Raw genomic sequence first — 26,732 nt, 5'->3', positions numbered from 1 at the left:
CTCGTAATTCAGGCCGGGGGAGCGGTTCCTGCCGGCACCGGTTGCATACGGCGGCGGATATAAATTCCTATTTCGTCCGGGGCGGTTGGGCGGGACGTACCGGGGTGCCCGCCGCGTTGTGTTTGGCGGCTTCGAGTATCTCGACGACGGTCACGTTGTTTTCGAGCGCCGAGAGGTCGTACGGCGCCATCGTTATTTCTCCACGAACCAGTGCGGCAAGGTAACGGAACGAATCGTCGTAAGGAGCCGGCAGCCGTTGCGGGGTGAGGTGCGTTTCCCTGCCGCCGGTGTACAGGCGCATGTCGGTCGCGGTGTCCTGGTAGATATATCCGCGGCTGCCGTAGATATGCATGTCCTTGCGGTTCATGGGCCAGTTCCACGATGCCATTATCTCTACGGTTGCCGTCGGGTATTCGAGCACTATCGTGGCGTCGTCGTCCACCTTCGGGTAAATGTGCGGCTTCTGTTGTTTGAGCACGCCGGAAACCTTCAGCGGCTTTTCGCCGAGGAACATCTTGGTGGCGAGGTTGGCGCCATAGCATCCGAAATCCATGACTGCGCCGCCGCCGTTCAGTTTCGGGTCGGTCAGCCATGCCAGGAACTCGGGGCCGCACCCGATCTCGACGGGCCCCTGATGCCCGTCGAAAATATTCATTCGGGTGATTTCGCCTATTACGCCCGTCCGTACGAGCCGGAACGCCTCGTCGTTGGTGGCGTACCATGTGGTTTCGTAGTTCGTCATTACGATGATGCCGTAGCGGCGGGCCAGGTCGGCGATGCGGTGTGCATGCTCGACGCTGACCGCCAACGGTTTCTCTACCATTACGTGAATGCCCCGCGGGGCGCATGCTTCCACCACCTGCAGGTGGTCGTAGACGGGCCCGAACGCCACTACGGCTTCGGGTTTGGTCTGGTCGAGCATTCGGGCGAGGTCGGCATAGAACAGCGCCCCGTCGACTTTGTCGTGCAGGTGCGTGGCGGCACGGAGACTGTCGTTTGCCTCCCATACGCCCACGACCGTGAAATCTCCGCGGTGGGCTTTACTTATCACTTCGTGGATATGCCCGTGCGACACTCCCGCAACACCTATGCGGAGCGGTTCGGCCGCCCGGAGGGCGGCCGGTGCGCACAGGACGGCCGCCATTATCAATATGCTGGTTTTCATGCTCTCCTTTTATTGTTCCCACGTAGGGATCGCCGCCTGCCGTTTGCCGATGCGGGCTGCGGGTTTTTTATTCGGGCGGTTCCGTGTCCCGGCCGGGTTCAGTATTGGTGGTCGTCCCCGCGTATTTCCTCGCGGGTGATCGGCTTGCGGTTCATCGCCCGCCATGCGTACCAGATGTAGGCTGCGACGAAGGGGATCAGCAGCGAGACGATCGACATCACCTTGAGCGTGAAGAGGCTCGATGAGGAGTTGTAAATCGTCAGCGACGACTGCATGTCGGCCAGCGACGGGTAATAGGCCGTGTCGTTCCATCCGGCGCAGAGCAGCAGCGCCAATACCGTCAGTACCGTACCCGCACCGCCGAACCAGATGGCGTTGCGCCGGCCGCGCCAGCCCAGGCCGATGCTCCACAGCACCGCCACTACGCCGAGGAGCAGCACCACAGCGAGGTAAGGCATCTCGATGAAGTTGTGCAGGTATTTGTACGGCTCGATGGAGATCCGGCCTGCGGCATCGACCGCCCGGCCGTCGGCGAAGAGCAGCATGCCGAGCCACGCTACGAAGAAAAGTACGAAACAGACTGCCGCGGGGATCATCCGCTGGCGGGCACGTTCGTGGATGGTCTTGTCGTCGATGTTATTCATGAAATACTGGCAGGCCAGCGTCATGGCGAGGAATGTTACGGCAATGCCCAGAAAGACGTTCGAGATATCCGTAAGCGCTTCCAGCCCGTGCCACGGGGTCGTCCACTGCGAAATGACCGTCGCGCTGCCGCTTCCGGCGCCGTAGGCCAGGTTGAGGCGGTCGACCGTGAAGTTTGCGCCCGTGAAAAGTGTCCCGACGGCCGTGCCCAGCAGCAGCGGCCCGGCGATGCCGTTGATCATCAGGAATACGTTGAATGTCTTTTCGCCGAAGACGTTGCCCGGTTTGCGGCGGTATTCGTAGGCCACGGCCTGGATGACGAACACCAGCAGGATCGCCATCCATACATAGAACGCGCCGCCGAACGACGTGGAGTAGAAGAGCGGGAACGAGGCGAAGAATGCGCCGCCGAAGGTCACGAGCGTCGTGAAAGTGAATTCCCATTTGCGGCCCAGCGAGTTGACCAACATGTTACGTTCCTCTTCGGTCTTGCCGATGTCGTAGAGCAGCCCCTGCCCGCCCTGTACGAAGAGCAGGAATACGAGCAGTGCCCCTAGCAGGGAGATAATCAGCCACCAATAGTGTTGCAAAAGTACCAGGGTATCCATAGTCGTTTACTGTTTTTCGTTTTCGGGCCCGATTTTGATCTGGCGGAACATGATGCTCAGCTCGGCGATCAGCAGCGCCGTGAAGAGCGCGAGGAAGATGAAGAAGGTGGCCGATACCGACCCGGGGCCGATCTTCGAGGCCGCGATGCCCACGGGCATCAGATCCTGGATGGCCCACGGCTGGCGTCCGACCTCGGCCAGCACCCAGCCGGCCTGTGAAGCGAGGTAGGCCAGCGGGATCGACCATACGGCGACCCGCAGCAGCCAGCGCTTGTCCGCCAGTTTATCCTTGCGGTTGAGCCACCAGACGATGCCCAGCAGCAGAATGAAGAAGCACCCGGCACCGACCATCACACGGAACGAGTAGAAGAGCAGCGGTACGTTGGGGACGATCTGCTGCGGGGTGTCGAGGTAGCCGTACCCGAAATAGGCGAAATATTCGCGCAGGAACTCTTCGCCCTCGGGCTTCGAGGGGTCGAACTTGGCGATGATTTGGTCGATCACCGCCTGGTCGCCGGCCTCGAGCGCTGCCCGGTAACGGGCCAGTTCACCTACAGCGACGCGGCCCCGTTCCATCTTCTCCGCGGCCGACATCACGCCGTATTTCTCGTTGCCGTTCACCAGGTCGTTGATGCCCGCCACATAGGCGTCGGCGTCGCGGAAACTCATGATCGAGAGCAGTTTCGGGATGTCGATCTTGAAATAGAATGCGTCCTCGTTCGAGGTGCGTTCCGCCTCCGGCCTCACGATGCCGATGGCCGTCAGAGGCGCACCCTGCTGTCCGTCGTAGAGCGCTTCCATGGCCGCGAGTTTCATCGGCTGCACGCGGGCGATGACGGCGCCCGACTTGTCGCCCGTCATCGCCGTGACGAGCGCGAATACGAAGCCGAAGGCCGAGGCGATGGCGATGCTCTTGCGGGCCATCTTCTGTTCGCGGTGCCGGAGCAGGTACCAGGCGCTGACGCCCACGACGAACAGCGCCGCCAGCACGAACGACGAGGTGATGGTGTGGAAGAACTTGTTCATCGCCACGGGCGAGAAGAGCACCTCCCAGAACGAGGTCATTTCGTTGCGCACGGTTTCGAGGTTGAACGTACATCCCACGGGGTGCTGCATCCAGGCGTTGGCGACCAGGATCCACAGTGCCGAGAGGTTCGCGCCGATGGCCGTGAGCCATGTCGCCGTGAGGTGGAAGCCTTTCGAGACCTTGTTCCAGCCGAAGAACATGATGGCGATGAAGGTGCTCTCCATGAAGAAGGCCATGATGCCCTCGACGGCCAGCGGGGCACCGAAGATGTCGCCCACGAAATGCGAGTAGTTCGACCAGTTGGTGCCGAACTCGAATTCGAGGATGATGCCCGTTGCCACGCCGATGGCGAAGTTGATGCCGAACAGGCGCATCCAGAATTTGGTCGTGCGCTTCCAGAACTCATCGCCCGTGCGGACGTAAAGGGTCTCCATGATGGCGATGATGAACCCCAGCCCCAGCGTGAGCGGGACGAAAAGCCAGTGGTAAATGGCCGTCATGGCGAATTGCGCACGCGACCAGTCGACTGTTTGTAGATAATCCGATAACATAAGCGATGGTTATTTGTCGGGGGTTAGTTCTTTCATGACCGAACGGCTGCGCTCTTCGGGGCTCTGCCCGGCCAGGAAATCGGGAAAAAAGAATACCTTGAGGATTGCGAACAGGATGAACAGCTTGACCAGGATGATGGCCCACAGGGTTTTGCCTACGGTCATGCTCCGGAACCCGTCGAGGTAGAACCGGAAGATCTTTTTGATTGTCTGTGCCGCCATATCCGTCGCTATGTTTTACCAAAATTAGATAAAATTTCGGAAATAAAAAACAATGCGCCCCGAAAAGTCGCACTCGCATATCTTCCGGTCGGAAATGGTTATCCCCGGTACCGGGTGTGCGGATATGTGGTAAGTTTTTCGTATTTTTGCCGTCCGTATGGTTAATGGGAATCCGGAATCGGGAAAGAACGCGGTGAAGCTGCCTTCGCCGTGGGTGTCGGTGCTGCCGCTCGCGGTGCTGACGCTGCTGCTTTACGTGGTCATCCGCTGTTTCGGCGGGGACGCGATCAACGGCGGCAGCCAGATCGCGCTGCTGTCGGCCACGTCGGTCTGCGTCATGCTGGCCATCGGTATTTACCGCTGTAAATGGGCGGTCTTGGAAGAGGCGATCATCGACAATATCCGGGCTTCGGCTTCGGCGATCATCATCCTGTTGCTGATCGGCGCCATTGCCGGGTCGTGGATGGTGAGCGGTGTGGTGCCGACGATGATCTATTTCGGGCTGAAGATCCTGCACCCCTCGTTCTTCCTGGTCGCCTCGTGTGCCATTTGTGCGGGCGTGTCGCTGATGACCGGCAGTTCGTGGACGACGATCGCCACGATCGGCGTGGCGCTGATGGGCATCGGGCAGGCCATGGGTTTCCCCGAGGGGTGGATCGCGGGGGCGATCATCTCCGGCGCTTACTTCGGCGACAAGATCTCGCTCCTGTCCGATACTACGGTGCTCGCGTCGTCGACCGTCGGGGTTCCGATTTTCACGCACATACGTTACATGTTGTATACGACCGTCCCGTCGTTCGTCATCGCGCTGGCGGTTTTCGTCATCGCGGGGCTGACGCTCGATCATACGGGCGGCACGCATGCCGGGATGTATGCCGAGTCGTTGCGCGGGACGTTCCGCATCACGCCCTGGTTGCTGGCGGTGCCCGTGGCGACGGGCGTGCTGATCGTGCGCAAACTCCCGGCCATCGTGACGCTCTTCTGCGCCGCGGTTTTCGCCTGCATAGCCATGCTGCTGGCGCAGCCCGAACTGGTGGCGAAGGTGGCCGGAGTCGGAGGGCTGGATTTCATGTCGGGGTTCAAGGGCGTGCTGATGAGCTGCTTCGGCCCGACGGCGATCCCTACCGGAAGCCCGCAGCTGGACGAGCTGGTTGCGACGCGCGGCATGGCGGGCATGCTCAATACCGTATGGCTCATCATCTGCGCCATGTGCTTCGGCGGCGTGATGACCGGCAGCGGGATGCTGGGGGCGCTGACCTCCGTTTTCCTGCGCTTCGTACGCCGTGCCTTCTCGGCCGTGGCTTCGACCGTCGGCGCGGGCATCTTCTTCAACCTCTGCACCGCCGACCAGTATATCTCGATCATCCTTTCGGGGCGCCTTTTCCGGGAACTTTATGCGGAGCAGGGGCTCGAACCGCGGCTGTTGAGCCGCTCGGTCGAGGATTCGGCCACGGTCTGCTCCGTGCTGGTGCCGTGGAACTCGTGCGGCATGACGCAGGCCACCGTGCTGGGTGTTTCCACATTCGTCTACATGCCTTACTGTATTTTCAATATTGTCAGTCCCCTGATGTCGCTGATGGTGGCGGCCATCGGGTGGAAGATCAAAAGAGCCGCAGGCACTGCGGCGCATCCGCATTAAATTATGGAATATAAGATGGATACCGGACTTGTGATATTCGACCTCGACGGCACGCTGCTCAATACGATCGGCGACCTGGCTGTCGCATGCAATGCCGTGCTGGCCATGCGCGGCCTGCCGCAGCATACCTATGACGAATACTGCCATTTCGTGGGCAACGGCATCATGCGGCTCGTGGAGCGGGCGTTGCCCGAAGAGCTCCGCACGCCTTATACGGTCGCGGCCGTGCGCGCGGATTTCGTGAAATATTATACCGAGCATATCGACGTTTATACGAAACCCTACGAAGGAATTCCGGAACTGGTTGCGGAGATTGCGCGGCGAGGTGTCCGTATCGCCGTGGCATCCAACAAGTTCCAGACCGGAACGGAAAAACTGATCCGGTTGTTTTTCCCCGGTGTCGAATTCGCCGCGGTCTTCGGCCAGCGCGAGGGCGTGCCGCTCAAGCCCGACCCCGCGGTGGTGGAGGAGATACTTGCGCTTACGGGCGTGGCGAAGGAGCGGGTGCTCTATGTCGGCGACTCGGGCGTGGACATGCAGACAGCCGCGGCCGCCGGTGTCCGCTCGGTCGGAGTGACGTGGGGGTTCCGTGAGCGCGCCGAACTCGAGGAGGCCGGGGCGCGGCACATCGTCGACAGCCCGGCCGGGATATTGGAGCTGTTATAGTCCGGGGGGGGCTCTCTGTTTGCCCGGCTGTCCGGATCCTTTTGAGGATTCTTCCGAATTTTATGCTGAAAATGTAAATTTTTCCCGAAAATTGCATTAATCCGGGAAAAAGATGTATATTTGTTCCCGAGTAGTAACATATGGCGAAGAACAACAATACCGAACGTGACCGGGATGCTACCGAACAGCGTATGCTGAAGGCGGTGGGAGAGATGATCCGCAGGGATGGCTTCGAGAAACTCGGGGTCAATGCCGTCGCGGCGCATTGCGGGGTCTCGAAAATCCTTATCTACCGCTATTTCGGTTCGCTGGACGGACTGCTGGCCGCCTATATCCGGCAGCACGATTTCTGGATCAATTTTCCGCTCGACATTCCCGGCCGCGCGCATTTGCCCGAATTCCTGAAAAAGACGTTCCGCACGATGATCGGGCGTTTGCACGGCGACCCTACGCTGAGGCGCCTGTACCGCTGGGAGTTGTCCTCGAAGAACGAACTCGTGGCGGCGCTCCGCAGGCAGCGCGAGCAGGCCGGGCTGGAGTTGATCGCCCGGGTGTCGCGGAAAACCGGGCTGCCCGAATCGGAGGTGGCCGTGCTGGCTACTTTCCTGACGGCTTCGGTGACCTACCTTGTGCTGTTGGAGGAATATTGCCCGGTTTACAACGGGATTCCGATCGGAGAGGCTGCCGGCTGGGAACAGATCGTCCTCGGGATAGACCTGCTGATTGACAAGACTTTCAAGGAATGACCGGCCCGCGGGGCGGGAAGGTATATATATTTTTTATAACGAATGTTACCAATAGGTAACAAATTGAAAACCAAAAACAATGAGAAAGATGGTAATGGCATGGATTTTACCGTTCGTATTGCTTGGTTCCTGCGATAAGGAGCTGGTCGAATATGAAAAGGGAAGCGTGGAAATTGTCGTGGAACGGGGCGACGCATGGCTGCATGATTTTCCCCTGTTCCTGGGGATTAAAAGGAAGAACCCGCCGCAGATCGCGGTCTGGATCGAAGATGCGCAGGGGCGCTACCTCTCCACGGTTTATGCGAGTTCCAAAATCGCCACCCAGTCCTGGCTGGCGGCGGGCGGAAACCGCCGCAGGGAGGCGCTGCCTCACTGGTGCCATAGCCGGGGTGTGCAATATGCCGACGGGCTTTACCTGCCGACGAAAAGCGAACCGCTGGCGGACGGCATATCGGGTGCCACGCCGCGCGGCAGTTTCGACCTGAAGCTCTCGCCCGGGGCGGGGCTCGATCGGTTCGTCGTAAAGGTCGAGGTGAACCATTCGACCGATTTCAACGAAACCTATCCCGAATCGGCCAAGGAGGGGGAGCCCGCTTACTCGGGCGGGCGGCACGGGAGCGGCCAGCCGGCCGTGGTCTATGCCGCCGACGTCGACCTGTCGTCGGGCAGGGAGCAGTTCGAAGCCGTGCTGGTAGGCCACAGCAGTCCCGACGGAAGTTCGGGCGGGATAGACCCCGATATTTCGGGGCTCACTTCGGCGCTCCGGATCGTGGAACGCATTACGATCCGTGTCCGATGAAGGGGCGATCCCGAGTATTGGCCGCGGCGCTGTGCGTGCTGCCTTTCCTTGCCACCGAGGTGCCGGCGCAGGAGTTTCCCCGCTTTTCCTGTTCGACGTCCGTAGGGACGGGCTTCGGCCTGACCCGCCCGTCGTCGGTGCCCGTCGTCTGGCGCGTGACGGGTTATTACAATGTGAGCCGCCGTTTTTCGGTCGGTGCCGGAACGGGGGTTTCCTGCTATGAAAAAACGCTCGTGCCGCTCTTTGCCGATGCGAAGTTCCTGCTTACGCGCCGCCGCAGCTTTACGCCCTATGCCGGGTGCGCCGCCGGATATGCTTTCGCACCGCGCAGGGATGCCAACGGGGGACTGCTGCTCAATCCCGAACTGGGGGTGCAGTATGCATTGCGCTGCGGTGTGCATCTGTTCTTCGCGGCGGGCTATGAGTTGCAGCGGCTGGAGCGGCTCCGGAAATACGAAGGCCGCTGGTTCTCCGCCGAATTTGCCGAGCAGCTCAGCCACGGCACCCTCCTGCTGAAGGTCGGGGTGCTGTTCTGAGCCTCGGTCAGCAGTAGGCCTTGACGTCGGCGGGGGTGATGCGCTCCTCGCTGAGTATGATGAGCCGCTCGATGACGTTGCGCAGTTCGCGGATATTGCCGCTCCAGGGCATCGTTTGCAGTTCGCTAAGCGCTTCTTCCTCAATGCGTTTTGCCGGGATGTGGTATTCGGCACAAATTGTGTGTATGAAATGGTCGACCAGCAGCGGGATGTCCTGCGCATGTTCGCGCAGCGCCGGGACGCGCACGACGACCACCCCGATGCGGTGGTAGAGGTCTTCGCGGAAATTGCCCTTCCGGATCTCCTCGCGCAGGTTCTTGTTCGTGGCGGCGATTACGCGCACGTTGACCTCGATGTCCTTGTCGCTGCCTACGCGGCTGATCCTGTTTTCCTGAAGCGCCCGCAACACCTTGGCCTGCGCCGCCAGCGACATGTCGCCGATCTCGTCCATGAACAGCGTGCCGCCGTCGGCCTGCTCGAACTTGCCCCTTCGCTGCTTGATGGCCGAGGTGAAGGCGCCGCGCTCGTGGCCGAAGAGTTCGCTCTCGATCAGTTCCGAGGGGATCGCCGCGCAGTTGACCTCGACGAACGGAGCCGCGGCGCGGTTGCTTTTGGCGTGCAGCCAGCGTGCGACCAGCTCTTTGCCGGTGCCGTTTTCGCCCGTGATCAGCACACGCGCTTCGCACGGCGCGACCTTGTCGATCAACAGGCGGACGTGTTCGATCTGGGGCGAGGTGCCGATGATATGCTCCGTCTGCGCACAGTGTCCGCGGCGGGTGCGGCGTGCCGGGGCCGCCGCGGGGGCCTGCACCGGGGCCGGGTCGTCGATCGTGCGGTGGATGGACTGCAGCAGGCGGTTCATGTCGATGGGTTTGGTCAGATAGTCCTGGGCACCGTTGCGTACGGCTTCCACGGCCGAGTCGATCGACACCTCGGATGACAGCACGATGAACGGGACGCCCTTGTCGGGGATTTTGCACCCGGTGTCCGACAGGATGACGTCGAACGGGATTTTCTCGCACATGACGGAGGCCGCCTCTTCGTCTTCGGCGGCCTCCGTCGAGAAACCTTCGTATTCGAGCCGCTCGCGCAGCGTGTTTCGCATACTTTTTGATTGGTCTAAAATTAAAACCTTTGCCATAGCTTGTTTTTCCTGAAATTTTACCTACTTTTGTCCCAAAGTTATGACTTTCTGCGGTGTAAAACCAATCTTGTAGGGTCTTGCCGGATGGGGTGGAAAGTCGGAAAAAACGTCTTGAATCGGTTTACCGCAACGGGCTTGCCGGACGCTCCGGCGGACGGATTGAAACAGTGCGGAAGACCACAAATACAATATGAAAAAGAATTATAACTACACACGACGCAAGTTGTACCTGCCCGAGTATGGGCGTCATATCCAGGAGATGATCGACTCGTTGCAATTGATCGAAGACCGCCGCGAGCGCAACCGCCAGGCGCGTGCCGTGATCGCCGTGATGGGCAACCTGAACCCCTTGCTGCGCGATACGGCCGACTTCACCCACAAACTGTGGGATCACCTTTTCATAATGTCTGATTTCCAACTCGATGTGGATTCCCCCTATCCGCAGCCTTCGCGCCAGGAGCTGACCATTACGCCGCGCCGCATGGCCTACACGCAGGGGCGTATCTCCTATAAGCATTACGGCAAGTATGTCGAGCAGATGATCGCCGGGCTTTCCGGGGAAAAAGACCGGCGTACCATGGCGCGCACGGTGGACAACCTGGCCCGGTACATGCGCACGAAGAGCTACGAGTACAACCAGGAGCATCCCAACAACGAAGTGATCGTAAAAGACATCAAACGCATGTCCGGCGGAGCGATCGAAATCGATGAAGTGGCATTAAATAATCTCCGAAGTGACTATAAACAGCACTTTACGGCACGTCCCCAGAAGGGGCCGCAGCAGCGTCAACAGCAGCGCCCGCAGAAAAACCGCAACCAGCAGCACGGGCGCAATTTCTCGAAAAACAACGGCGCACACCGCAATTCGTCGAAATAAAAAGTGCGCATATCCGGAATTTTGCTATATTTGTAAGCATTTAACTGCGATAACAAGGATAAATGAATAAACAAACGCTTTTCGTGTCCCTGACCACGGCCGTCATGCTGTGCGCATGCCAGTCGTCGAAGGTGAAGATTTCGGGTCGCTTCGTAGGTAACGATGCCAAGGATGTTTATTTGGAACAGGTATTGCCCCTGACGCAGTCGGTGATCGACTCCGCGGTGCTCGACAAGGACGGTAACTATCGTTTCGAGTTGAAGGGCGTGACGAAGACCCCGTCGCTTTATAATGTAATATATAACGGCGAACGCATTCCGCTGTTCCTCGCCGCCGGCGAGAAACTGTCCCTGAATTCCGTGGGGAGCGTCGTACGCAACTATACGGTCGAAGGTTCGAAGGAGTCGGAACTGCTGCGGCAGTTCTACCAGGCTTTCGTTTCGGGCGCGCAGCGGCTGGATAACATCGCGTCGCAGTTTGCCAAGGCAACGCTGTCCGAGGAAGACCGCCAGGCACTGGTAAAGGAGTACACGGCCGAATACTACCGTATCCGCCGCGAACAGCTGCGGTTCATCATCGAGAATAAAGCGTCGCTGGCGGCGGTCTATGCCCTGTACCAGCGGTTGCCCGGGGACACTTACCTGTTCAACGGCGACAGCGACGTGGTTTATTACCGCACGGTGGCCGAGGCCATCGAACAGACTTATCCCGAATCGCCCTACCTGCAATCGCTCATGGGGGAGATCGCCCGCATGGACGCCCGCATCAGCCTGTCGTCCCAGATTACCGAGGCGGGGTATCCCGACCTCGAGCTGTCGGACATCTACGGCAAGAAGGTGCGTCTCTCGTCGCTCGCGGGGAAAGTCGTGCTGCTCGATTTCTGGTCGGCCGAGCTGGGCAACAGCAATACGCTCAATGCCGAACTGAAGGAGGTCTATAAGAAATATGCCGACGCCCCCGTCGCATTCGAGGTCTACCAGGTTGCCATCGACACGTCGAAGCCCCTGTGGATTTCGGCCGTGCAGGAGCAGCAGCTTCCCTGGGTTTCGGTGAGCGACCTGCGCGGGCGCGCATCGTCGTCGCTGGGACTCTACAACGTGCAGAAACTCCCGGCCAATTTCCTGATCGACAAGGAGGGGAATATCGTCGGGAAGGATATTTACGGCAAGAGCCTCGAACAAAAACTCGATGAACTGACCCGTTGATGTACTATTTCGCATCGGATATCCACCTGGGCGCAGGCGGCGAGGCGTTTGCGCAGCAGACCGAACGGCGCTTCGTGCGCTGGCTCGACGATGCGGCGCAGGATGCGGAGGCGATTTTCCTGGTGGGTGACGTCTTCGACTTCTGGTTCGAATACCGGGGCGTGGTGCCCAAGGGCTTCGTGCGGACGCTCGGCAAACTGGCCGAACTGACCGACCGCGGTATCCGGGTGGTATTCTTTACGGGAAACCACGACATGTGGGTCGGCGATTACCTCGCCCGCGAGTGCGGCGTCGAGATACATACCTCGCCGCAGCAATTCTGCCTGAACGGTAAAAACGTCTTCATCGCCCACGGCGACAACATGAACATCGACGGACAGCCGGTGCTCAAATTCCTCAATACGGTATTCCGCTCGCGGACGTTGCGCTGGCTCTTTTCGTGGCTGCTGCATCCCGACCTGGCGATGCGCTTCGGGCACTGGTGGAGCGGCAAGTCGCGCAAATCGCACGGTGCCGAGGAACTCGACGTTTCGCTTACCGAGCCGCTGATCGAATATGCCCGCCGGTATGCCGCCGAGCACGACGTCGACCACTTCGTCTTCGGGCACATGCATTTCCCGCGCGACTACCGCGAGCAGAGCCTGCATGTGATAAACCTGGGGTGCTGGGAGAAATACCCTTCGTGCGCCGTGCTGGACGCATCGGGCGGAATGACTTTAAAAATGCTGGAGAGATGAAACAATACCTCGACCTGCTGCGGCGGATCAAAGCCGAGGGCGTCGTCCGCGGCGACCGTACCGGCACCGGCACCAAAGGCGTCTTCGGACACCAGATGCGTTTCGACCTTTCCGAAGGCTTCCCGCTGCTGACGACCAAAAAAGTATTCCTGAAAGGCGTGATCCACGAATTGCTGTGGTTCCTGGCGGGCGATACCAATATCAAGTACCTCGTGGACAACGGCGTCCATATCTGGGACAACGACGCTTTCCGCTACTACAACGAACTCTGCGTGCGCCACGGCGTGCTGCCCGTCGACCGGGATACGTTCCTGCGTGCGGCACAGGACGGTGTCGAATCGCCCGTCGAAGGGTATCGGTTCGGCGACCTGAACCATGTGTACGGCTATCAGTGGCGCAGCTGGCCCAAGCCCGACGGCCGCTTCATCGACCAGATCGCGCAGGCAGTCGAACTGATACGGCACAATCCCGAGTCGCGGCGCATCATCGTCTCGGCCTGGAATGTCGCCGAGATCGGGGACATGGCATTGCCGCCTTGCCACGTGTTGTTCCAGTTCTACGTGGCCGGGGGAAGGCTCTCGTGCCAGTTGTACCAGCGCAGCGCCGACACGTTCCTGGGCGTGCCGTTCAATATCGCGTCGTATGCCCTACTGACGCTGATGACGGCGCAGGTATGCGGCCTCGAACCCGGCGAGTTCGTCCATACGCTCGGCGACGCGCACCTTTACCTGAACCACATGGAACAGGCCGACGAGCAGTTGTCGCGCGAACCGCGGCCGCTGCCCGTGATGCGGCTGAACCCCGATGTGAAATCGCTCTTCGATTTCCGCTACGGGGATTTCACGCTCGAAGGCTACGATCCCTGGCCGGCGATCAAGGCGCCGATGTCGTTCTGAACCATTTCACTCCCGTCAGGAACGGTGGCGAATTTCTCTGCGCACTGATCCGCTTGAACTGATGAAACAACAGGCGTCCCTGCTTCAGAGACGCCTGTTTCCACAGACAGTTATTTCTCGACGATCTTGATTTTTCCCGGTTTCTTGTATCGGTTGTTTTCGATGACGACCTGCTGCGAGTTCCGAATGTCGATCGTCGGAAGGTCGTTGTAAGGTTTGTATTTCTCCGATAATTCGATGGTATTGTCTCTGAAAATCAGTCCTCCGACGGATTTCGCCCGAAGCAGTTGTTCGTTGAATGTTCGGAAAAGATTGCCTTCGATCGTGATGTTGCGTTCGTAGGGATGGCCCGGAACCTCTTTTTTCTGGTGCGGGTTGATGAATATCGTCGGGAAATCGGCGCCGCCGTATGTGCCGTCTAGGAACTTGTTGTTGCGGATCGTTACGTCGCGCACGGCTCCCGATTCGTACCAGTGATCCATGTCTCCTTCGAACAGAATGGCGGACATCATGGATGAGAATGTATTGCCTTCGATGATGACCTTCCGGGGCGTGCTGACCAGAATACTTCTCGCCCGGTTGTTGCGCACGACGTTGTTCCGGAAGATCAGTTCGGGGTACCACGACATGTTTTCCAGCCCGTCGCCGACCGTGAGTCTGCCTTCGACAGGTGAGGTGAACGTCAGCCGGATGTAATGGGCATTGATGCGTTCCGATTTTTTCACCCGCAGGGTGTGTTTCGCAAGCAGGGTCTGCCCGTCCACGACGTCGATTTCGTCGCCTTTCCCGGCGAATTCATACCCGGCCTGCTGGGGGTGGTTAATGCGGGCGATGACCTGATTGGGCGCCGTGATTCCGGTCACGCGGACGTAGGAGCCGTGTACGTTGGTCGCGTCGTCGAGCATGTTCTCGAAAATGCACTCTTCGATCAGTACGGTTCCCCGGCAGTTGCAGAAGTGCGTGGCGTCCGCCGTGGTCGTTATTATCCGGGGGCTTCCTTTCCGCAGAACCACCTGCAGCCTGCGGACTGTTACGTTGTCGGTCTTTTCGGCGATCAGTCCCATGCCGCCGCAGTGGTGGATGGTTACGTCTTCGACCAGTACACCGGACGAGGCGGTCGCGTGGATCGCAGGCGAATGCCGGTTCTGGGTGAAGACGCCTTTGAATGTCAGGATCGTTCCGACGGGCGGTAAGGCGCGTACGAACCGGGTTTGGAGTTCATACCGGCCGGGGGCCTTCGGCGTAACGCGTATGTCGAAATTGTCCGGCTTGGGAATATAGTAGTCGTCGCTGCGGTAGGCGGTGGCCATGGTGCGGGGGTCGAAAACGATATTTTCGCCCAGAATACGTTCTTCCCAGCCTTCTGCCCGCATGATGAGCTTGCCGTTTTCGAACGCATGGCCGAATTCGTCCGGAATCTCGATTTCGATACGTTGCCGTTCCGGATCCGCAGCCGTAACCTTTCCTTCCAGCGTGAACGGAATTTCCCAGTCGACGGTGAAATTGCGCAGCGTCACGCCGTGCGAATCCTCGATCAGAAACGGGATGATCCGGCCGTGGAAGATGAATTCCGAGCCGCCGCCGTCGATCTCGATGTTCCGCCGTCCTGTCAGCGGGAATGCGAAATGCCGGTATCCATTGTCGTGGTTGGTGATACAGTGGTATTTCCCGGCGGCGAATTCCGGCCAGAAATGGTAGGTGCCTTCGGGGAATACCAGTTTTACCGGGTTGTCCGCCGGGATGTTTTCGAGCAGGGTGTAGATGAACGGGGTCATGTCCTGCGTGTCGTACCGGCCTTTATAGTCTGCGATGTCGATTATTTTGCTTTGGGCATATGCCGTACCGCAGACCATACTCATGAGGAGTATGACGATTCCCATGGGTGGCTTTATACGCATGGCTATTTCTTTACGTTGTTCTTTTCCCAGATTGGCGCACCCGTGTCGGCGCCGTACCGCTTTCCGTGGTTACGCGTCACCTCTTTTGAGTTTTCGACCTCGTTGTCCGACATCTTCAGCCCGTCGACCGACGTGACGACGATTGCCGGGTAGGGACAGTCGGTTACCTTGTTCTTTTGAACGGTGATGTTCATGAATGCGCCCGGATCCGCGACTTTCGCGTCGCCGGTGATGTAGAAGAGCGACAGCGCTCCAGGAGGCAAGCGCGGATTGCCGCGCTCGAACATGCATTCCTCGATCGTATTGCCGACGATCTGTACGTTCGAGGAGAAGCCTCCTCCCATCCATTCGATTTCGGGCGACATGAGTATTCCCTGCATGGCGCATCCGGTTATCTTGTTCGAAGACACTACTCCGTCGATACCCTTGATCAGGATTCCGCGCGAACGTACGTGCCCCACTTCGTTGTCTTTGACGAGGAATCCGCTGCCGACCGCATCGGCATTGAAAACCACGTCGCCGGGGCCGATTTCGAACGGCATCTGCTTCACCTTGAGCCGGAACCCGAGTTTGTAGGAGGGTTTCGACAGCAGCGAGGGATAGCCCCTCGTCACGGCGTTGCGCTGCTCTTCGGTCGGGTCGAAGCGGTTGATCGAAACCAGCCGGAGCTCGCCTTTGCGTTTTCCATCGTAACCGACCACAACCAATCTGTCGCCGCGCCGGAATACGGGGTGAGTTTCGCGCGTCACCAGGTCGATCGTCCTCTTTGCGGCATCCGCCGATCCGACCGGGAATGAGCGTCCGCAGACGATGATACAGTCGTCGCCGTTATGGCCCACCTTGCACCCCGTGACAGTCGGGCCTTTTCGGGCCTGACTGCTGTGGATGCCGTCTGCGTTGCCTGAACGCAGGCGGGGTGCGATGCCCTGTGGCATGGGGCCGCGATCGACAACGCAGTTCTTGTATTCGTTGGCGTAACCTTCTTTCTCGAAGAAAGAAAAGGTATTGGATCCGTATACCGTAACGTTTTCGAGTTTGGTGTTGTAGCACTTGTTGAGCATGATGGTATGGACGCCGGCATTTGGTTTGTCCGTTTTGACGTCCATGACTACCAGATCCCCGACCTGCTCGCCTGCGCTCCACGTTCCGTTCTTGACGGCCCGGAAGAGGTTGTGACCGAGCTGTTTCAGCTCGGAGTAGTTGCTCGTGTAGGTGGTGATGCTGTTGCGCTTGAGCAGGCGTGTCTGCGGATCGTAGAACTGCACGCGGTTGGCGGCCAGACCGGTTACGGGATACCCCTTGTCGATCCGGACGTCGAACCAGCTTCCGTCTTCGGCCACGGCCGTAATCTCGCCCTGCGTAAAGCAGAGCGGATCGTAGTCGATGGTCAGGTCGCGCAGCTCCACCCGCACGCAGTTGTAAAAGCTGAACGCCTGCTCCTGATTGTTGCAGATGACCGTCGATCCGTTGCCGTTAATGTGGACATCGGTCAGGTTGTGGAACTTGTACGGCCCATTGTTACGCACGTCGAGCGTATAGGTGCCTTTGGGTATTTCGATGAGGATCTGGCCTTTCTGTCGGTCGAGGATCTCGTATAGATCCGGGTAATTCTGTGCTGCCGCAGATGTCGTGAGGCATGCGACAGCACAGAAAACAGTCAGTTTGTTCATCTGAATAGGGTTTGTTGTCGGAGGTTACCCGCAGGAATCGTCAGATCGTCTGCGAGTACCCCGGATTTTGGCTCAGGTTTTTGTTCACTTCGCGTTCGCGCTTGGGTACCGGCATCCATATCTTGTACGGTTTGTAATTGTTCTTGATCGGCTCCATCTGCGGGGCGAAGTAGTAATATTTGTTGCCGGTGTCATTGACGGTTTTTATTCCGCCGATCACCTCCGTCATTTTGCCCGTGCGGATCAGGTCGATGCGTCTCCAGCCCTCGACGCAGAGTTCGCGCGAACGTTCGTCTAGCAGCTCTTCCATGAAATCGGTCTTATAGTAGGCCGAATTCATGGCGTTGAGCGCCGATTCGTCGAGTTTCCCCTCCGTGTCGGTGCAGGCGCGTTTGCGCACCTCCTCGACCAGTTCGCGCGCAAGGGATTCGTTGCCTGTTTTGTAAAGCGCTTCGGCGTACAGTAGTACGATGTCGGCAAAGCGAAGCATCGGGAAGTCGATATTGCTTGCCCACGTCGGAATGCCCTGCGACGTTCTGACTGCGGGATCTGACTGGCGGAACTTACCGTGGCAGAGGTTGGCGCCCGATGCGTAAAGCGCCACGGGACTGAAATATTTCGCTCCGTTGACCGTCGTATAATCGGTGACGTTGTTACCCAGACTGCCGCAGAGGTTCCAGGCCATGCGGCTGTCCTCGGTCACGTATTTGTCCGACAACTCGCCAGTCGGGCGTATCCAGCCGTAACCGCCTCCGTTCGTGCCGACGTTACCTTGCGGCCCGGCCCAGTAGGCGAAGAGGAAATATTCGTTCGAGCCGCCTGCTCCGGTTTGCATGACCATCATGCATTCCTCCTTCTGACTGCTTTTGGTGTCGGCCAGAAAATTGTAATGGTAGGGCCTGATGAGCTTATAGCCGCTGTGGGCATAAATATCTTCGGCGATGGCCGCGGCTTTTTTCCAGCACGCTTCGGCATCTACCCAGTCGAAACTGTTGATCGGTGAGCCGAGTTCCTGTCCTACGCGGTTCTCCTTGCAGGATGCCAGATAGGTATACATCTTGAGCAGATAGCTGCCCGCGGTCCATTTGTTTACGCGGCCGCTTACATTTGAATTGCGGTCGGGAAGTTCCTTATAGGCTTTGTCGAGATCTTCCTCAATGCAGGCGTAGACCTTGTCGAGCGGTTCGCGCGGAGCTTCGGCCGACGAGTTGGGCGTGTTCGGCAGGGGGACTTCGCCCCAGAGCCACGCCTGATAGAGCCGGTAAAGGCCGCGTAGCAACTTAGCTTCGTTGACGATTTCGTCACGGCGTTTGGGATCCATGTCGATAGCCGGAACTTTCTGAATGATGTGGTTGGCACGGTCGATGCCGACGAAGAGTCCGAACCATGCCATCGAGACAAAGTCAGCCTCTTCATTGTAACCGCAGCTGGCGATGATCTGATGATGCGGGTCACTGATGCCGTTGGGGGCGATCTCGTCGCCGAGCATCATCAGGTAGTGCATGCCGCGTCCCCAGAGGGGCTGGTTGCCGGTTCCCTGAATTGATCCTGCGTTGAGTATGTCGTATACGCCCGTGAGGGCCAGCTCCGCATTCGCGGCAGTGGTATAGAGGTCGTCGCCCGAAACGAACGAATAGGTTTTTTCGTCGAGAAAACTGGTGCAGCCCGCCATCGCCGTGCAAAGCAGGAACGCAGTCGTGTATTTTAGTGCTTTCGAATAGAACGTTTTCATATCGCTGTTTTAGTATTTGATTGAAACTCCGAAAAATACGGATCGTGCACGCGGATAGTTAGTGTAGTCCAGTCCGGGAATCAGACGATTCCAGAACGATACTTCCGGATCATAGCCCGAATAGCCTGTGCATGTGAAGAGGTTTTCGGCCGTGACGTAGACCCGCAGGTGGGAGAGTCCGATTTTCCGCGAGATGTGTGTGGGCAGCGTATAGCCTACTGTCAGGTTTTTCAGGCGGAGGTAAGAACCGTCCTCGACGTAGTAGCTCGACATTTCGGTCTTGCCCTCGCCGTTGAGCGACGGATACCTATTGCTAGGACGCTCCTCCGTCCAGCGGTTGCGCCAGTAGTCCGTCGAGACGTTGTTGTAGCCCACGAAACCCTCGTAACGGTAGCGGCCGATGTTGATGATGTCGTTGCCGTAAGACCACTGGAACATGAAACTGAGGTCAAAATTCTTGAACGTAAAGTTGTTGGTCATGCCGCCGAAGTGCTTCGGGTCGCTGTTCGCAATGACCGTTTTGTCGTTGTTCGGGTCGATGACGTTGTCGTTGCCCGCTATGTCCTTGAACTTCATGTCGCCCGGCTTCACGGTGATTCCTGCGAATGACGGCACGCCCTTTTTCAGGTTCCCCTGTTCGTCGAAGTCGGATTTCTGGTAAATGCCGTCGAAGACGTATCCCCAGCCCGAACCGATCGGGTGTCCTACCATGACGCGGCCTACTTCGGTGATGTGTCCGCCGGCGACCTTGACCGGGATCGAGCTGACGTCGCCCAGCGATACGACTTTGTTGCGGTTGAGGTTGAAATTCAGGCTTGTCGACCATGTGAAGTTGCGTTTCTGAATATTGACCGTGTTGATCGTAAGCTCGAAACCTTTGTTGTCCACCTGCCCGATGTTCTGCCACTGACGGTAGGAACCGATCTGGCTGGGAATGTCGGCATGCAGGAGCATATCCTTGGTCTTTTTGTAGTAAACGTCGGCTTCGATGCTCAGTCGATTGCGGAACATGCTGATATCCAGACCTCCGTTGAGCTGATAGGTCGTCTCCCACTTGAGGTCGGGGTTCGATATCTCCGAAGGCGACAGACCCAGCTGTACGGAGTTGTTGTCCCCCGAATAGTAGGTCTTGTCGGTACGGCTCAGCGACTGGTAGGCCGGAATGCGGTCGTTACCCGTCACGCCGTAGCTGAGCCGCAGTTTCATGTCGCTGAAAATCTTTTGCTGCTTCATGAACTCCTCCTTGCCGATGCTCCATGCGAAAGCGGCTGAGGGGAAGTAGCCGTACTTGTTGTTCTTGCCGAACTTGGACGAACCGTCGCGTCGAATCGAAGCCGTGAAGATATACTTTTCGGCGAGGGTGTAATTCAGGCGCAGGAATTCCGATTCGGAGGTGTTGCGTTCGCGGTTGGTTTGTACGTTCTCGGGGAATACGGAGCCCTGCCCGATGTCGAACGCTCCGTTGAAGCTCTGGTTTTCGAATCCTTCGGCGCGGGTGCTGAGACGTGTTGCGGTGTAGCCGCGTAGTTCGAATCCGAGTACGGCGTTGAAATAGTGTTTGCCGCGCGAGATGGCATAAGTCAGCGTGTTGGAGGTTTGCCACGATTCGGCGCCACTCTCCGCGACGACGGCCATGCCGTTTTTGGAGTAGCCCCACGAGGTCGTCGAAGGATACCACTCTTCGGTCTTCGAATTCAGAATCGTACCGCCGCCGCTGATACGCAGCGTCAGGTTGTTGAGGATCTTGTATTTGAGGTAGAGATCTCCGATCGTACGGTTCTGGGTGGATGCCTTGTAGGAGTCGTTGATGAAGGTGATGGGGTTCGTCAGGTTGTAGTTCTCGGGGTTGGATGCTTCGTCATCGTCGTCGCTCACGAAAATTGGCTTGTAGAGAACGAAACTCTGCACCAGTCCGTTGTACGAATTGGCACCTGCATTGGTGACGGCTCCCTTGGTCACGATGTGGGAGAAGTTGATCGTACCGCCGATAGTGAACTGCTTGCTGAGGTCGCTGTCGAAACGGATGCGGCCCGTGAAACGTTCCATCTGATTCTTCTTGACGATGCCTTCCTGATTGAGGTAGCCTGCCGAAGCGGCCACTTTGGTCTTCGCGCTGCCGCCCGAAGCGACGCCGATGTTGTAGCTCTGGATGATACCCGTGCGCATGACCTCCTCCTGCCAGTTGCGGCTGCGGTAGTCGGAGAAGTCCCTCACCTGATCGGGCAGGCCGTCGCCGTTGGTGTCGATACCCCACGCATCACTGGTCGGGAACTTTGCGAAACGGTAGTCCGCGAATTCCTGTCCCTGAAGCACATCGATCGTATTCGACATCCGGGCCAGGCCGACGCTCATGTCGAAATCGACTGAGGCTTTTTCGCCGCGCCCGCTTTTGGTGGTGATGATCACGACACCGTTGGCTCCGCGCGACCCGTAAATGGCCGTTGCCGACGCATCCTTGAGGACGGTGATCGACTCGATGTCCGATGGGTTGATGCCCGCCAGCGGATTGTAGCGCACGTTGGCCGACGTGTAGCTGCTCGTGGCGACTTCGTCGGCATTGACGTCAATCTGTACATCGTCGATGATATACAGCGGCTGTGTTCCAGCATTGATCGAGTTGCCTCCGCGGATCGTAATGTCGATGCCCGCGCCGGGTTCGCCCGAACTGGAGCTGACCTGCACGCCGGCCATGCGGCCCTGGAGCGCATCCATAAAGCTCGTGCCTTTGGATTTGGTGATCTCTGACGTGCTCAGCACGCCCAGCGAGCCGGCGACATTTTTCTTCTGGGCGTCGCCGTAACCGATCTGCACGACGACGTTTTCGATCTGGGTCACATCCTGCTGCAACTCGACCCGCAGATCGGTGCTGCTGCCGACCATGATGTTCTGCGGTACCATACCAATAAACGAGAAGGTCAGGACGGATTGGTGGTTTTTGACGCTTATGGCGAAACGGCCTTTGGTGTCGGTCGTGGTTCCGTTGGTGGTTCCCTGCTCGATCACGCTCGCGCCGGCCATCGGTTCGCTGGTCGCGGCGTCCAGCACGGTGCCCGTTACTCGGAGCTGGGCATAGACGCTGCCGTACGTAAACAGGGCCGATAATAGTAAAAGTAGTACACTTTTCTTCATGGTTATATTCAGGTTGGTTTTTACTGGATGGTATGTCGTGGATCCGATGCCCCCGGAGCCGCCCGTGTCCGGGACGGCTCCGGAGATGTCGGATACGGAATTATCTCATTTCGGCGGACTCTTTGTCGAGCGGTGTATGGCGGATGCACCGCACGGAGTAGGCGTTGGTTCGCTGGTAGTTGTTCAGGTATATGCTGGTGCCGTTGAGCATGATGAAACGCGCCGCATTGGTGAAGATGTTGCCTGCGCCGGCGATGATGGGCATGTTCGTCCAGTAGACGCCGCGGCCTCCCGATACGGTTCCCCCGACGACCGCCTGTCCTGCCCACGGCATTTTGAGCGGGCTTCGGGCGAATACGGCAGCAAGATCGGTCACCTTGTAGGAGGTGTCGCCGTAAACCATCGTTTCGAGTCCGGTGACGGCTTTGGCCATCTCGATGAATTCGTTCACCGTCGGTACGCGGTAGCCCGGAGGGCAGGGATTGTTGTCCTGCGTGGCGGCATCGAGCGGCGCCGCATACGTCTTGTCCTCGAAGCGGCCGCCCCAGAGTCCGTCCCGGTTCGACGTGTCGTCGCGCGCCCAGTCGTGGGGCTCCTTGTTAGTTGGCATGAAACCTTCCCGACCCGACTCCCGGCGGTCGGCGGTGGGAGTGTTCAGCGGTGCGAGGGCATTGACGAATGAACCAGCCGTGGCAGAAGTCCATTTGGTCTTTTCGTGTCCGTCGGCTTTGCGCGACCACTGGAAGAGCGATCCGAAGGCCGCATAGTCATTGGATGCGGCGGCGATGCTTTTGGCACCGAGGTTGCGGTCGAGCCATGTTTGTTCCGTCGCCTGGCCGTTCTCGTCTTTGACGGTGATGTTTACAGGGAAATAGATGATCTTGTAATAGTCGTCATCCGAATCATAGTTGCGATCCTTTACTCCGATCACGGTCACTTCGCATTGGGCGGTTTTCTTTCCGCCGTCGGTGGTCGAGACGTGGATGGTCGTTTTGCCGTGCGATACGGGAACCAGTAGGCCGTTTTCGTCGATTTCGGCGACGAGCGGATCGTCGGAGATCCACTTGAGCTTTTTGTTTGTGGCGCTCTCCGGCAGGATTGTCGGGGTGAACTGGAAGTATCCGACTCCCGGATCAGTTGCGAAGTCGAATGTCTTGGACGTAGCGTCGAGCGTCAGGCTTTCAATGGGAATGCTGTTGTCCACGTCGTCGATCGTGAGGTGGATCGCGTCGTTGACGTGCATGTCGTTGGCTTCGGCTGTGAGCGTCACCTCGCCGAAAGCCAGCGCTGTGACCAGGCCGTTCTTATCCACGGTGGCCACGTTCGTATTGGAGCTGTACCATGCGATTCTCTGGTTGGTGGCATTTTCCGGCGTGATCGTGACCGAAAGCTGATATGTCTTACCGGGATTGAGGTGGAGTTCCCGAACGTCGATACTTACTTTTTCGACATGGATGAATTGCCCCTCGTCATCTTTGCAGCCGGAATGGACAGCAGCGATAGCGGTGATTAGAAAAGCGTAAAGAAGTTTTTTCATATTTTAGGGTTTGTTTGTTGGTTGCATACAGCGGATAAATCGCCTGATCTTATAAGCAAAATTATCAGAATGAATATTTTTTGAATCTCGTGTCGTGAAATAAATTAACGGGAACGGTTTCGGGAACGGTTTGATTAGCCGGGAGCGTTCCCGGAAATGTCTTCAAAAGTGAGAAAACCGCCCTGAAAAAACTTTTTCAGGACGGAATCGGGACTGATTGTATTATTTTCGGGATGCTCCTCCCGCTTCGCCGAATGTGCGTGCCGCGCTATTGCTGCAGCCTTATGTCGGTGGATTCGCGGATGTTGATTCGCGCGTCGAGTACCACCGTGCGGTTCGGGGCATCGGGATTCTTGATTTTTTCCAACAGCAAGTTTGCCGCCGTTTCGCCGATCAGGTCGAGGGGCTGGGCCACGGAACTCAGCTGCGGTTCGGTCAGTAGGGCCGACTGCGATTCCGAGAAGCCCATCACGGCGATTTGCTCCGGAATGCGGTAACCCCTCTTTTTGATGGCCTTGAGCGCTCCGATAGCGAGTTGGTCGTTGAAACAGAACACCGCGTCGGGAATACGATCGCCGTCGAGTATCATATTCATGGTCTCGAAACCGCATTCGCGGGTGATGCCCTTGCATTGGATGAACGTATCGGGTGCGGGGGCGATGCCGTGTTTACAGAGGGCGTCCTTGTAACCCTGGTAGCGTGTGGCTGAGTTGAAAATCCCTTTCGGTCCCATCAGGTGCAGCGGTCGGGTGCGTTTGGTTCTGTTGGCGTAGAGAATGTGCTCTACGGCGAAAAATGCCATCCGGAAATCGTCGATGACCACTTTGCTGGCTTCGACTTCGTTGCTCGGACGGTTGAAGAAAACGATCGGGATTCCGTTGTTGATTAGCCTTCGGTAATATTCGTCGTTGCGATCCTTTTCGGTGACGGAAAGGATGATGCCCTCCACCATGCTGTTTTCCAGCAGATGCAGGTTCTTGAGTTCGATCTCGGCGGATTCGCCTGACTGGGTGATCAGGACATTGAAACCCTCTTTCTCGAAGACTTTCTGTATCTGGATGATGATGCGCGGGAAAAACGAATTGACGAATTCGGGTACGACGACGCCGATGACCTTCGAGCGTCTCCGTATCAGGTTCTGAGCGTATGGGTTCGGCCGGTAGTTCATTTTTTCGGCCATTTCGAGCACCAGCCGTTTGGTCTCGGGCTTGACGTCGGAATGATCGGCCAAAGCGCGTGAAACTGTGGATTTGGATATGCCCAGAGCTTGGGCGAGATCCTTTATCGTGGCATGTTTTATCATTTCCAGCTTTTTCACGCAAAATAGTATTTTTTTTACAGTTTACAAAAAATAAAGATTCCCGGTTCCCGGAAGATTATTCGAGCACGACGATAAATCCCGCATTCTCCGGCAACTGCATGACGAGTGGTTCCGGCGCCGGCAGTGCGACTTCGGCCGTTTGCAGCGAACCGTCCGCCGCGTCGCGGACGATCTGCGCCTTTCGGGCCGTCGCGGGGATGAATCCGGCGGGAATCGTCACCGCGGCGGGAGCGGTGTTCACACCGGCGATGTACCATGTGCCGGCCTTGCGGCGGGCGATGACGGCCAGCCGTCCGATCTCGCTTTGCAGTAATACGACTGTTTCGTCCCATACCGTCGGCAGACGGCGGATGATGTCGAGGGCAGGGCGGTAACGCTTGTCGCCGGAGAGGACGAACGGATTTTCAGCGATCGTCAACAGCGGCGAGTCGAGCAGCAGAGCGAACGCCAGCTGATGGGCGGCCGTCGTGCCGCCGGGCATGGTGAATGCGACCGGAGTGTAGTCTGCGGCGCCCAGTATGCCGCGTGTGAAAGGCAGGGCAGCATTGTGGCTGGCCGGAATGTTCTGGTTTTCGTCGCCGGGCACATAGCGGTTCGGATTGGGGGCGTGACCTTCGTCCCGCATCCGTTTTTCGTAGTTGGCCGTGATGCGGTTGAGTTCAATGCCCCGCACGCCTTCGCGGGTGATTTCATTGGGGTAGGTGCGGATTTCGCCCGTCGGCTTCTGGCAGCCGTGGAGGTTGACCAACAGTCTGCGTCGTGCCGCATTTTTCAGCAGGTGGGTATTGAAGTCGATCTGGCGTATGCCCTCGCCGTTCATGAAATCCACCTTGACACCCTTTATGCCGACCGCTGCGACCGAGTCCAGAAAGCCGCGCATCTGGCGGTAATCGTCCGCCGGGTCGTTGAGTTTCTCCCAGTGGCGCCATACGAATAGTCCCACGCCGCGGGATTCGGCGTATCCGGTCAACTCCTGCAGGAATTTCCATTTGTCGGGACGTTCTTCCCAACCGTCGTCGATGGTGCTGTATTCGATGCCCAGTGACGATGCGGTGTCGATCACCCGCTTTTCGCCTTCGAGGGTCATGAAGCGGCCGTCGATGCCGCTCCACCAGCTCCATAACGAACGTCCGGGCACGATCCACGACGTGTCGGCGAAAAGTTCCGGATCGGGAGCCGGATTGAGACTCGTGATGATGTCGGTGTTTACCAGTGCATCGAGGTCGCGGGCGATGATCGTGACGCGCCATGGGGTGACGATGTCGCCCGACAGCTCGAATCCCTCCTGCTCGGTGAAGTCGGCCCGCAGGCTGGCTCCGGCTTCTGCCCGCAAACGCATGCCGCTGTAGCCGTACAGCGCGGCTTCTGTGATCATCACGTATTCGTCAGGGGTTTGGTAGAGCAACGGCATGGTCTGCACGGGCCCCTGTCGGGAGACGATGTGCAGGCTGTCGGCCGTCGTGGATATCCATTCGCCGGCATAGGTGAGCAGTTTCCATCCCGAGTTCCGCTCGGCGAACCATACCCTGCTCCGGTGGGGTGGCCGCCATTGGGCCGCTTCCCCGTTGACGATCCGTTTGCCGTCTCCCGGCAGAATGAACCGGTAGGCGAAGCCGTCGTCGTAGAGACGTGTCTGGAGCTGATATGTATAGCCCGAAGGGCGATGCGTTACGTCGAAAAGGTATTCATTGCACCGATTCTCTGACACGGCTTTGCGTCCCGTGACGGAATAGGTTTCGTTGATTTTTCGTGTGCCTGCCGGGCGCAGAACCGCATCGCGGAACAACTCCGTTCCGTCGATGGTTACACCCATGGCCGATGTATCGATGATCGTGCGGCCGTCATGAGTTACGCTGTAGCTGAGACCTTCCTTGTCGGCGAATACCTCTGCCCGGATATTACCCGAAGGACTTTTTTGTGCGCTACTGCCGCAACTTGCGGACAGAAGGGCCATGAAGGCGAAAAATGCTGTTTTTCTCACGTTG

The 26,732-nt window shown here is 58.1% G+C and carries 21 protein-coding genes; 9 read left to right on the top strand and 12 right to left on the bottom strand.

The window, feature by feature from the left end:
• Nucleotides 1-67 precede the first annotated feature (67 nt).
• The 4 genes from NQ559_RS03400 to NQ559_RS03385 all read right to left on the bottom strand — a co-directional run bounded on the left by NQ559_RS03400 (nucleotide 68) and on the right by NQ559_RS03385 (nucleotide 4,215).
• Nucleotides 68-1,144 carry a Gfo/Idh/MocA family protein gene (locus NQ559_RS03400; protein ID WP_018696696.1) on the bottom strand — a complete coding sequence of 359 codons (1,077 nt, stop codon included), beginning with the start codon at nucleotides 1,142-1,144 and terminating at the stop codon, nucleotides 68-70.
• Nucleotides 1,145-1,263: 119 nt separating this feature from the next.
• Nucleotides 1,264-2,415 (bottom strand): cytochrome d ubiquinol oxidase subunit II, encoded by a 1,152-nt coding sequence (locus NQ559_RS03395; RefSeq protein ID WP_018696695.1) that lies wholly within the window; start codon nucleotides 2,413-2,415, stop codon nucleotides 1,264-1,266.
• Between the two features lie 6 nt (nucleotides 2,416-2,421).
• On the bottom strand, nucleotides 2,422-3,993 hold the full coding sequence (locus tag NQ559_RS03390) for a cytochrome ubiquinol oxidase subunit I (RefSeq protein WP_026318528.1): 1,572 nt from the start codon (nucleotides 3,991-3,993) through the stop codon (nucleotides 2,422-2,424).
• 9 nt (nucleotides 3,994-4,002) lie between these two features.
• On the bottom strand, nucleotides 4,003-4,215 hold the full coding sequence (locus NQ559_RS03385; RefSeq protein WP_018696693.1) for a DUF4492 domain-containing protein: 213 nt from the start codon (nucleotides 4,213-4,215) through the stop codon (nucleotides 4,003-4,005).
• Between the two features lie 157 nt (nucleotides 4,216-4,372).
• Here NQ559_RS03385 and NQ559_RS03380 point away from each other — a divergent pair, with 157 nt between their 5' ends.
• From NQ559_RS03380 to NQ559_RS03360, 5 genes are all read left to right on the top strand, one after another.
• On the top strand, nucleotides 4,373-5,854 hold the full coding sequence (locus NQ559_RS03380; protein WP_018696692.1) for a Na+/H+ antiporter NhaC family protein: 1,482 nt from the start codon (nucleotides 4,373-4,375) through the stop codon (nucleotides 5,852-5,854).
• Nucleotides 5,855-5,869: 15 nt separating this feature from the next.
• Nucleotides 5,870-6,520, top strand: coding sequence for an HAD family hydrolase (locus NQ559_RS03375; RefSeq protein ID WP_026318526.1), 651 nt, complete (start codon nucleotides 5,870-5,872; stop codon nucleotides 6,518-6,520).
• Between the two features lie 140 nt (nucleotides 6,521-6,660).
• On the top strand, nucleotides 6,661-7,266 hold the full coding sequence (locus tag NQ559_RS03370) for a TetR/AcrR family transcriptional regulator (protein WP_018696690.1): 606 nt from the start codon (nucleotides 6,661-6,663) through the stop codon (nucleotides 7,264-7,266).
• 79 nt (nucleotides 7,267-7,345) lie between these two features.
• On the top strand, nucleotides 7,346-8,065 hold the full coding sequence (locus NQ559_RS03365) for a T9SS type B sorting domain-containing protein (RefSeq protein ID WP_026318525.1): 720 nt from the start codon (nucleotides 7,346-7,348) through the stop codon (nucleotides 8,063-8,065).
• Nucleotides 8,062-8,601, top strand: coding sequence for a hypothetical protein (locus tag NQ559_RS03360; RefSeq protein WP_026318524.1), 540 nt, complete (start codon nucleotides 8,062-8,064; stop codon nucleotides 8,599-8,601). Before NQ559_RS03365 ends, NQ559_RS03360 begins: the two co-directional genes overlap by 4 nt.
• A 7-nt stretch (nucleotides 8,602-8,608) precedes the next feature.
• Here the strand turns inward: NQ559_RS03360 and NQ559_RS03355 are convergent, their stop codons facing one another.
• Nucleotides 8,609-9,742: a sigma-54-dependent transcriptional regulator gene (locus NQ559_RS03355; protein WP_026318523.1), complete on the bottom strand. Its 1,134-nt coding sequence runs from the start codon at nucleotides 9,740-9,742 to the stop codon at nucleotides 8,609-8,611.
• Nucleotides 9,743-9,935: 193 nt separating this feature from the next.
• On the opposite strand from NQ559_RS03355, the gene NQ559_RS03350 reads away from it, so the two are divergent.
• The 4 genes from NQ559_RS03350 (at nucleotide 9,936) to thyA (ending at nucleotide 13,460) form a co-directional block, all read left to right on the top strand.
• Complete coding sequence (locus NQ559_RS03350; RefSeq protein WP_018696686.1) at nucleotides 9,936-10,622, top strand: DUF4290 domain-containing protein; 687 nt, start codon at nucleotides 9,936-9,938, stop codon at nucleotides 10,620-10,622.
• A 62-nt stretch (nucleotides 10,623-10,684) separates the two neighbouring features.
• Nucleotides 10,685-11,827, top strand: a complete 1,143-nt coding sequence (locus NQ559_RS03345) for a TlpA disulfide reductase family protein (RefSeq protein ID WP_018696685.1) — start codon at nucleotides 10,685-10,687, stop codon at nucleotides 11,825-11,827.
• Entirely contained in the window at nucleotides 11,827-12,564 is a 738-nt protein-coding gene (locus tag NQ559_RS03340; protein WP_018696684.1) for a UDP-2,3-diacylglucosamine diphosphatase, read from the top strand. The genes NQ559_RS03345 and NQ559_RS03340 overlap by 1 nt, the downstream gene beginning before the upstream one ends.
• Nucleotides 12,561-13,460, top strand: a complete 900-nt coding sequence (thyA, locus tag NQ559_RS03335; protein WP_018696683.1) for a thymidylate synthase — start codon at nucleotides 12,561-12,563, stop codon at nucleotides 13,458-13,460. Before NQ559_RS03340 ends, thyA begins: the two co-directional genes overlap by 4 nt.
• 110 nt (nucleotides 13,461-13,570) lie before the next feature.
• Here the strand turns inward: thyA and NQ559_RS03330 are convergent, their stop codons facing one another.
• The 7 genes from NQ559_RS03330 to NQ559_RS03300 all read right to left on the bottom strand — a co-directional run bounded on the left by NQ559_RS03330 (nucleotide 13,571) and on the right by NQ559_RS03300 (nucleotide 26,728).
• Nucleotides 13,571-15,340, bottom strand: a complete 1,770-nt coding sequence (locus tag NQ559_RS03330) for a right-handed parallel beta-helix repeat-containing protein (protein WP_018696682.1) — start codon at nucleotides 15,338-15,340, stop codon at nucleotides 13,571-13,573.
• Between the two features lie 20 nt (nucleotides 15,341-15,360).
• Nucleotides 15,361-17,028, bottom strand: a complete 1,668-nt coding sequence (locus NQ559_RS03325) for a right-handed parallel beta-helix repeat-containing protein (protein WP_018696681.1) — start codon at nucleotides 17,026-17,028, stop codon at nucleotides 15,361-15,363.
• Between the two features lie 40 nt (nucleotides 17,029-17,068).
• The gene (locus tag NQ559_RS03320; protein ID WP_018696680.1) at nucleotides 17,069-18,760 is read right to left on the bottom strand and encodes a RagB/SusD family nutrient uptake outer membrane protein; all 1,692 of its coding nucleotides are present in this window, start codon (nucleotides 18,758-18,760) and stop codon (nucleotides 17,069-17,071) included.
• 9 nt (nucleotides 18,761-18,769) lie between these two features.
• Nucleotides 18,770-21,889 (bottom strand): SusC/RagA family TonB-linked outer membrane protein, encoded by a 3,120-nt coding sequence (locus NQ559_RS03315; RefSeq protein ID WP_018696679.1) that lies wholly within the window; start codon nucleotides 21,887-21,889, stop codon nucleotides 18,770-18,772.
• A 100-nt stretch (nucleotides 21,890-21,989) separates the two neighbouring features.
• Complete coding sequence (locus NQ559_RS03310) at nucleotides 21,990-23,426, bottom strand: Ig-like domain-containing protein (RefSeq protein ID WP_018696678.1); 1,437 nt, start codon at nucleotides 23,424-23,426, stop codon at nucleotides 21,990-21,992.
• A 268-nt stretch (nucleotides 23,427-23,694) separates the two neighbouring features.
• On the bottom strand, nucleotides 23,695-24,744 hold the full coding sequence (locus NQ559_RS03305; protein ID WP_244061984.1) for a LacI family DNA-binding transcriptional regulator: 1,050 nt from the start codon (nucleotides 24,742-24,744) through the stop codon (nucleotides 23,695-23,697).
• 58 nt (nucleotides 24,745-24,802) lie between these two features.
• Nucleotides 24,803-26,728, bottom strand: coding sequence for a glycoside hydrolase family 97 protein (locus tag NQ559_RS03300; protein WP_026318522.1), 1,926 nt, complete (start codon nucleotides 26,726-26,728; stop codon nucleotides 24,803-24,805).
• Nucleotides 26,729-26,732: the final 4 nt, after the last annotated feature.

Source organism: Alistipes onderdonkii (assembly GCF_025145285.1).
GTDB classification, from domain to species: domain Bacteria; phylum Bacteroidota; class Bacteroidia; order Bacteroidales; family Rikenellaceae; genus Alistipes; species Alistipes onderdonkii.
The sequence above is the reverse complement of the archived record's forward strand: the minus strand, read 5'-3'. Positions and strand labels throughout refer to the sequence as shown.